The organism is Ruminococcus sp. (assembly GCF_016283395.1).
In genome coordinates this window covers 171,870-180,104 of sequence record NZ_JAEEMU010000037.1, presented here as the reverse complement: position 1 = coordinate 180,104, position 8,235 = coordinate 171,870, and the positions used below count along the sequence as shown (strand labels likewise).

The 8,235-nt window shown below is 36.8% G+C and carries 5 protein-coding genes; 4 read left to right on the top strand and 1 reads right to left on the bottom strand.

From position 1 onward, the window contains the following. Window positions 1–325, bottom strand: a 325-nt coding sequence (locus tag QZZ41_RS06575; protein ID WP_295069664.1) for a hypothetical protein, incomplete at its 3' end; no start/stop codon positions are given. 795 nt (window positions 326–1,120) lie between these two features. Here QZZ41_RS06575 and QZZ41_RS06570 point away from each other — a divergent pair. The 4 genes from QZZ41_RS06570 (at window position 1,121) to QZZ41_RS06555 (ending at window position 8,068) form a co-directional block, all read left to right on the top strand. Continuing rightward, window positions 1,121–2,857, top strand: a complete 1,737-nt coding sequence (locus tag QZZ41_RS06570; protein ID WP_295069663.1) for a bifunctional diguanylate cyclase/phosphodiesterase — start codon at window positions 1,121–1,123, stop codon at window positions 2,855–2,857. Between the two features lie 420 nt (window positions 2,858–3,277). Then, window positions 3,278–5,218, top strand: a complete 1,941-nt coding sequence (locus tag QZZ41_RS06565; protein ID WP_295069661.1) for a S41 family peptidase — start codon at window positions 3,278–3,280, stop codon at window positions 5,216–5,218. Between the two features lie 251 nt (window positions 5,219–5,469). Beyond that, window positions 5,470–6,030 (top strand): RNA polymerase sigma factor, encoded by a 561-nt coding sequence (locus QZZ41_RS06560; RefSeq protein ID WP_295069660.1) that lies wholly within the window; start codon window positions 5,470–5,472, stop codon window positions 6,028–6,030. Beyond that, complete coding sequence (locus tag QZZ41_RS06555) at window positions 6,017–8,068, top strand: hypothetical protein (RefSeq protein ID WP_295069659.1); 2,052 nt, start codon at window positions 6,017–6,019, stop codon at window positions 8,066–8,068. Before QZZ41_RS06560 ends, QZZ41_RS06555 begins: the two co-directional genes overlap by 14 nt. The last annotated feature ends 167 nt before the right edge of the window (window positions 8,069–8,235 follow it).

The following is an 8,235-nucleotide window of genomic DNA, read 5'->3' as shown; positions in this document are numbered from 1 at the left end:
TGATCTCAGCATTGAGACCTGACTTAGCGTTTCCGCCGTTGCCTGCATCACCGCCGATCTGAGCACCGCCGCCGTTGAAGCCGCCTGCAAATCCGCTCCAGTCCATGCCGCCTCCATTGTCGCCGCCGAAGCCTCCCCAGTTCATTCCACCGCCGTTGCCGCCGAAACCGCCCCAGTCTCCGAAGCCACCGCCAACATTGTTGTTTGTGACACTGCCTAAGTCAATATTCCCATTTGCGGCAGTTGAAGAAAATGGTATACTTGTTGCGATCATCATCGCGGATACGGTTCCGCTGATGATCTTTTTGAATGTTTTCGTTTTCAATCCAATCACTCCTTTGGTTAAACACTGTTTTATAAACCTATTAGCGACTAAATAAACCCCTTATAAGCAAATGCTCTATATATTTCACTTTTAGAATATTCTATTTAGTAATTAAATACAAGTCAATATTTGCTGTAATTAATTTAAGTTATCATTTTTTGTGATATTAATTAAACAATCCGATTGGTCATACCATGTGACTTTATTCGTGCGGTGGATATTATAAATATTTAGTGGATTTTTTGCAGATTCAATCTTATTTATACCGCAAGTTTAAAAATATTCTAAAAGAATTCGGAAAGATATAATTTTACTATTTCAGCATATTTTTTCAGTTACAGAAAGCACTTTGTAAAAACATAATACAGCAGAAGATACTCTTGAAAATCTTTTCCAAAATTCAATGCTGAACAGTTCGACTTGTTATTTATAACAGTTTTTCTTTTGCAGAATTACAGATCGTATACTCAATATCAATTACCACAATATGTATCCAGAATTTATGCTGCATTTTGCACAACTATTTCCTCTGCTAATTGTTCAACGCACCGAATTTTGCGTAAAAAGTAACCTGTTAACAAATAATTATTGAAGTATTCTTACAAAAATGTTACAATTTGTATATAGATCAAATAGTCTCTTTAATTAGAAGATATTATAATAATATTTCATCTTAAATAGCTATATCGGCGACAACTGCTTTGACTCATTCATGCACTTTGATTTTATATGACTTTAATTCAAGATAAAAAGAAATAGAAAAGAATATATTGTTTTTTGAAAGGATTGGAAGGTATGAAAAGAAATCAGGAGAGCCAAAAAAATATAGAAAAAACACTAAGCAGGCTTTCATCACGAAAAAACGCTCCGATCAGTGTTTATATTATACTTTTATTATTATATATAATTGCCGCATTCATTATACGTGCTATGGCGACTTCAAATTCTGTTGTCAATATCTTCGGTGCATCGATACCATTCTACTCTTTCGCAGGCATTTTTTCCGCACTTTCCGAGATATGTGTTATATTCATGACATTTTACTTTCAAAAGAAAGGCTATTATACAGCCTTAGGATTACTTATAATTCAGCTTCCACTGGTTCTTTCAGGTATCATTTTTCATCACAACATCGCAAGTCTTCCGGGTGTATTCAGTAATCTTCTGGCTATTATAGCAATAACTATCATCTATTTCAACAACAAACAAGTTGATGCATACCAAAAGGAGCTAAGTGATCAGGCTGTAACTGATCAGCTTACAAAGCTTCCGAACAGATTTGCCTGCTCGAGACTATTGTCAGCTCTGGTAGAACGCGGCGATAAGTTTACTCTCGTTTCAATAGATATCAATGGCTTCAAAGGTATCAATAATACAATGGGATTTGAAACAGGCAATGCTGTACTTTGTGAGATCGCATCACGCTGGAAAACTATTGCCGACACAGGTATCACAGGTACACAAGATTTTATAACACGTTTAAGTGGTGATGAATTTGGTTTGATAATCCGTGATTATCAGACAGATAAGGATATTATCAATACGATCAAACAATATGAAGCTGTGCTGCAAAACCGTCTGACAGTTGATAACTGTGACTTGTATATCACTGCAAGCTTTGGATATGCCGAATTCCCTGTTGATGCCGAAACCAGAGACAGTGTATTCTCCTATGCAGATGCAGCAATGCATGAAGTAAAGCGTACCAACAGCAGCAATCATATCCTGCGTTTTACACCTGATCTTCTGAAAATAGAGCATACAATAGAAGTTGAAGGCAAGATAAGAGCTGCCCTTGAAAAAGAAACGATATACTTCAATCTTCAGCCACAGTTTGATATGGATCATAAGCTCCGCGGTTTTGAAGCACTTGCCAGAATGAAGGACGCTGACGGAACTAATATCAGCCCTGGAGAATTCATACCTGTATCAGAAAAAGTCGGACTTGTCGATAAAGTCGATGGAATGGTATTTCGTAAAGCAGCTATGTTCTTCGGTGAACTGCTTAGAAAGACGGGAGCAGATATAATACTGAGCGTCAATGTATCTGTACGTCATCTGATGAAAAACGACTTCCTTGATGAGATACGGAATGTACTGCAAAGCAGCGGTGTTCCCGCTAAAAATCTTGAAATAGAAATAACAGAGTCAATTATGATTGACTCTGTTGATAAGGCACTGCAATACATTGATGAACTTAAAGCTATGGGGGTCCAGATAGCAATTGATGATTTTGGTACAGGTTACTCCTCACTCAGTTACCTTAACCGCTTCCCCGCACATCTTCTGAAAGTTGACAAATCTTTCATTGACAAAATGAATACAAGTGAATCTTCAAGACAGTATGTTTCTGCTATCATATCTATTGGTCACATCATGGGCTTTGATGTTATAGCAGAAGGTGTAGAAGAAGCTGAACAAGTCGATACTCTTAAAGAAATCGGCTGTGACTTCATTCAGGGATTTGTATGGGGCAGACCATTGATGCCTGATGCAGCTGAAAAACTTGTTATTGATTCTGTCACCCAATAAATAATATAGCTGCCTGTTTTGCGTACATTACGTTTTTCGGATCGTTTTGTAAAACAGGCGGCTTTTTTCTGAACTATCCCCCTTTTTGTTGAAATTTTAAGTAGAATATGTTAAACTATCGACTTTCTACTATAAAATATGTTATAATAATGCGAGATATAAAGCAAATAGACATTAGAGCATTTTATGTAAGCTTTGTTTTTGGCATGAGCCTGTTAAAAAATTATCGAGGAGAATTGTCATGAACAGTAAAAAACAATCGCAGGAATATTCGCTCTCTCTACACTGATGAGTTCCGGTGCATTTACAGCTATGAACGCATTTGCAGCAGATTCCACAGATTACAAAACAGGAAAGATCACAGTGCATATGTATTAAGATGAGAATTTAAAAGACATTGAGTGTCGTTATTATAACGATATGCCAAATATTACTTACATCAAGCTCTCTGATTATTATAACTGCTGGTTAGGTCAGGATCTAAAAATAACAAACAATAACGATAGTACATACGAAGTCAAAGTTCCTATTGGCACAACGGGAACAATAGACATTAATAAGGATACCATTTCAACAGATGATGTTTTACAATTTTATTACCCTAAAGAATTCATTGAAAACGATACTTCAGATATCTATACATTTGTCAAAGGCACTTCTCAGACATCAGAACCAGTAAGTTACACTTGCGATTTATCTGAATATAACATAGATATACGCGGAGATGAGAATGAGGTATGGTATCCTGCTGCAACGTTATGTGATCTCTACGATATTACTGTTATGCAGGGTGATTTAATTGATGATAACCTGTATTTCTTTTACGGAATTCTTTCCCCCTACTCAAGAACAAATATGATTTCAAATCAGGAACATATAGATTCATTCACTGAAAAATACAAAAACGGACGACCAAAAGATCTGGTGGAGTTCAACTACAACGAGATATGCTTTAATTTTGATCAAAACTATGGTTTTCCCGGAAGATTTGTATACAACGATCTTCTTGCTGAGACAAATTTTGACACAATGCTCTCAACTGCAAGTGAAGGTACCAAAAAGATAAAAGAAATGCTCCTTTCCGAAGATGTATATGAATACTGTGCAGGTTATGATCTTCTTAATGACTACTTCTGGGACGGCGGACATACTGTTTTTTATGATACAATGATAGCTACTGAATCGGATTTTGCTGACAAAGTTAATGAAAAACTATCGTTAATAGGCTCACCAGAAGATGCTAATTATTATAAAGCAATAGAGGCGTACAAACTTTACAGCGGTCAATCTGCATTTGCTGCAAGAAATGAAATGCTAGAAACAGCTGATACTTATGAAGATTTAGGTCGCTACGCAGCTTATGCCGTAAAAGGAGATACTGCTTTTTTCTCATTCTTAGACTTTTACGTTGATTCAGATAAGTGGAAATCATATTATTTTAAAAATGATGAAATGCCGCAGGATCTCGTATCTCAATTCTATAACTGTGTTACTAAGGCAAATGAAGATCCTGCAATAAAGAACTTCGTTATTGATCTCGGCGCAAATCGCGGCGATTCTTCAGATATATTGGATTATATGATGGGACTTATATGCGATCTTGATAATTATAATATATCTTCTGGTTCTGGGAATGTGACTGGGAATATTAAATATTCAGTTGATAAAAATCTGGATAAAGTATATGACGAAAAAGATAAGGCTGTAAAGTTTGACCTTAATTTCGGTATAATAACATCTAATTTCTCATTCTCATGCGCTAATCTTATGCCTTCACTTGCAAAAGAAAACGGAATTATGCTTGTGGGCGAAACAAGCGGAGGTGGAACTTGTGCAACAAATTGTTTCGTTACACCTGACGGATTATTATATGCTCTTTCAATAGGTCAGAAATTTGTTGACAAGGACGGTAATTCTATTGATAACGGTATCAAGCCTGATTATGACATCGTAAAAGTAAACGATGACGGTACAAAGGATTATTCCGAGGTATACAACTTCAGCAAGCTCAGCTCCCTCTTTAACGAATTCTACGGCAAGAAGAGCGAGACTGAACCTTCAGTAACAACAACTACATCTACTACTTTAACTACCACATCTGCAACCACAACTACTACAACTGCGACTTCAACAACAAGCTCTTCATCTACATCAACTTCGACAACAACAACATCATCTTCTTCTACAACATCAAATACCACAACAGCAAATTCACAGAATAACGGAGATCTTCCTAATACAGGTAATAATTCTGTTGGCACAGCAGCCGCTGCTGCTTCTGCTTTTGTAATGGTAATTGCAGGCGGATTTTTGATTTTTATATCTCGCAAGAACAAGAATAAAGACGATAAAATAGTATAAAATGCCTTTTAAAGGAACTGTTTTCATAACAGTTCCTTTATTTTTTTGAAAAGTCAAAGAAATATAACACTCCCCCGTTTAAACGCTTGACATGTACATTTCAAAATGATATAATGTGAAAACACATGAAGATATATACCTCTAAAACAAATGCAATAAAAATAATCTTAAAAAAGCGCGTAGTTTTTTCTTCTCTTATCGTCTAATAAGTGAAGGTTCAGGAAAAAGATCTTTCAGAAAGGAGCAGGTCTATGGATAACGGTGCAAGTAGCTACCGCCGTTTTCTTGACGAAGGTGATTTACACGGATTAGATGAGATCATAATAGAATACAGCGACGGCCTGATACTGTACCTGACAAGCATAGTCGGAAACGTTCAGACAGCCGAAGAGCTTACTGAGGACACTTTTGTACTGCTCGGCACAAAGAAGCCTAAGTACAAAGAAAAAAGCTCCTTCAAAACATGGCTCTATGCAATTGGCAGGAATATGGCGATAGACCATATTCGCAAATACGCAAAAAAGACCTGTATTTCTATTGATGATACACTTGAAATGACAGATGATGAGGCTTCTGTTGAAGAAGCTTATCTCAGAAAAGAACAGCAGATAGCGATACATAAGGCAATGCGAAAACTACACCCGAAATATCAACAGGTGTTATGGCTCATTTATTTTGAGGGGTTCAGCAATAAAGAAGCTGCAAAGATAATGAAAAAAAGTCTTCGCAGTCTGGAATCCACCTTATATCGTGCTCGTAAATCACTTAAATCACAACTTGAAACGGAGGGTTTTGATTATGTTGAAGCATGAAGAAATGATTGAGAACGTACACCGCCGTATAGCTCAATATGAAGAAGAAAAGAAATTACAGCAATCCAAATTCAAAAACATCTTTTCTGCTACAAAACAAAAAAATAATGAAGAAGAATATACAGAAGTTGTTAACGGTACAGAGCGAATTGAAACTTCACACCGCACGTTACGTATAATAAGTACTATTGCTGCAAGTGCTGTGCTGGTAACCGGTATAGGTGCTACAAGTGTACTTCTGCACAAAAACAATTCCTTGAAGCCTACTGTAACAAACGAAGAGAATGATCTTAACGAGTACGAAACGAGTACTCTATCAGATAAAATAATATGTGACTCTCCATTTGAAGGAATACTGAACAGTCCATATAATATGCTTTTACCATCTCTTGAAATCACTGAATCAATGCGTGAGAAGATAACTGAGTTTCTTAATTCTCAGAAAGGCTGGAAAGTCGCTGATAATTACAGCAGATTTCTTCATGAGGAAAATGGAGGCGCATATTCGCCGCTCACACAAAGATTGGTATTGGCATATGATATTTACTATCTCCAGATATGCGATGATAATATAATCGAGTATTCTGTTTGTAATGACAATAGCAAATGGGAAAAGACATTTTATGAATGTGATAGTTTTACACTTATAAACGGCATTGCCGAGATCATAGAAAGCGAGATCACAGAAAATGAGCTTATAGATTATAGTGTTGATTTCGATGATGATGTATCCGGTTACAAGGTAGTTGAAGGTACAAGTGCTCCAGTTGAGCTGACACCTATACAGCAAACGCTTCTCAGGCTCTGCATGAAGAGTTACGGCTGGCTTGTGGAAAAAGCAGAAGCTGACCGTTTCTATGATCTCTCATTTGTAAATGAAGGCGTTGGAACTATTGGGATAATTGATGAAAATACTTACTATATTAAGAACGGTACGACCTATCTCTGCGATAGTCCCGGCTTCTCGAGTAATATCCGATGCATCATGAGTAAATATGATTATCCCGATGTTAAACTAAATATCAGCATATATGACGCTAAAAAAGAAGCTATAATTTCTACCGATGACAAGAACGATGCACTGCTTGCAAATTTCATATATAACGATCTCCCGTCAATGACCATATCATATGATAATGATCCTTCCGAAAACACCAACTCTACAAAGAAATACCATATTGATGTATCCTACAAATCAGGAGATACCAAACTCAGAAGCGTCAGCTTCAGCATAAGCAGCCTTGGAGATGTTGAAAGGCTTGATTATGTGCTTGATTCTGTATATGGCTGGTCACCTGCAGGCTGTATGTATTATACACTTGATCTCTCGGAATTTGAACATAAGCTTGACGAACTAATCAATAACAAACAGAGCGAAAAAACGCCAGAAAATAAGAAGGACACCGACAAAAAGGATAAGAACAATTCCGAAAGCGTACAGCCAACTACTCAAAAAGAGGATAAACCTGACAATAACGATAAACAACAGCAGGTCAAACCTACCAGCAATGAAAAACAAGAAGTTGAAACGACCACCAAAGCTGAACTGACAGAACCAACTAACCCGAATGAACAAAATCTTGGTGATCCTCATAAATATTATGATGATTGGCTCGCACCTACACCACACGTAATTATTGATTACGAGCTGCCAGATTATACATACTCCTCTGTTGCTTCATGTATCACTCATGACAATAATGCACTTGATGACTTCGTAGCAAATGTATTTGAACCGATGCTTGAACTCAAGGATTACAATTGGGGGCCCGACAGATACGCCAAAAACGGCTATACGATATACAGGATATATGAAACAGAAAAAAATTATACGGGAATACCTGCCAAATATATGATACGTGACGGTTATTTTATAGGTGATAATGATGCTGTTTCACTTTGTTCTTATATATACTTTAATGGTGACTGGGAGCCCTGTGGTGCCGAGAATTTCTCTTTCGACTATGCAAAGTTTGAAGAGCTCCTGAAAGAAACATTAAATTCTTCCAAATTACCTGATGAACAAAAAGAAAGTTAATAGAAACAAAGGCGGACGTTTCAAAGCGTTCGCCTTTGTTAACATATGAAAACAGGCAGTCCAATGGACTGCCTGTTGCTTTAAAATGACTCAACCGTCAGAAATCATTATCAATATCCAACTGTTTCACGATTGCTTGTAGTGATAACGTCCTCGTTATCAAATTC

Coding starts and splice junctions, on each gene's coding strand:
- QZZ41_RS06570 (WP_295069663.1), top strand. CDS start 1,121: ATGAAAAGAAATCAGGAGAGCCAAAAAAATATAGAAAAAACACTAAGC.
- QZZ41_RS06565 (WP_295069661.1), top strand. CDS start 3,278: ATGCCAAATATTACTTACATCAAGCTCTCTGATTATTATAACTGCTGG.
- QZZ41_RS06560 (WP_295069660.1), top strand. CDS start 5,470: ATGGATAACGGTGCAAGTAGCTACCGCCGTTTTCTTGACGAAGGTGAT.
- QZZ41_RS06555 (WP_295069659.1), top strand. CDS start 6,017: ATGTTGAAGCATGAAGAAATGATTGAGAACGTACACCGCCGTATAGCT.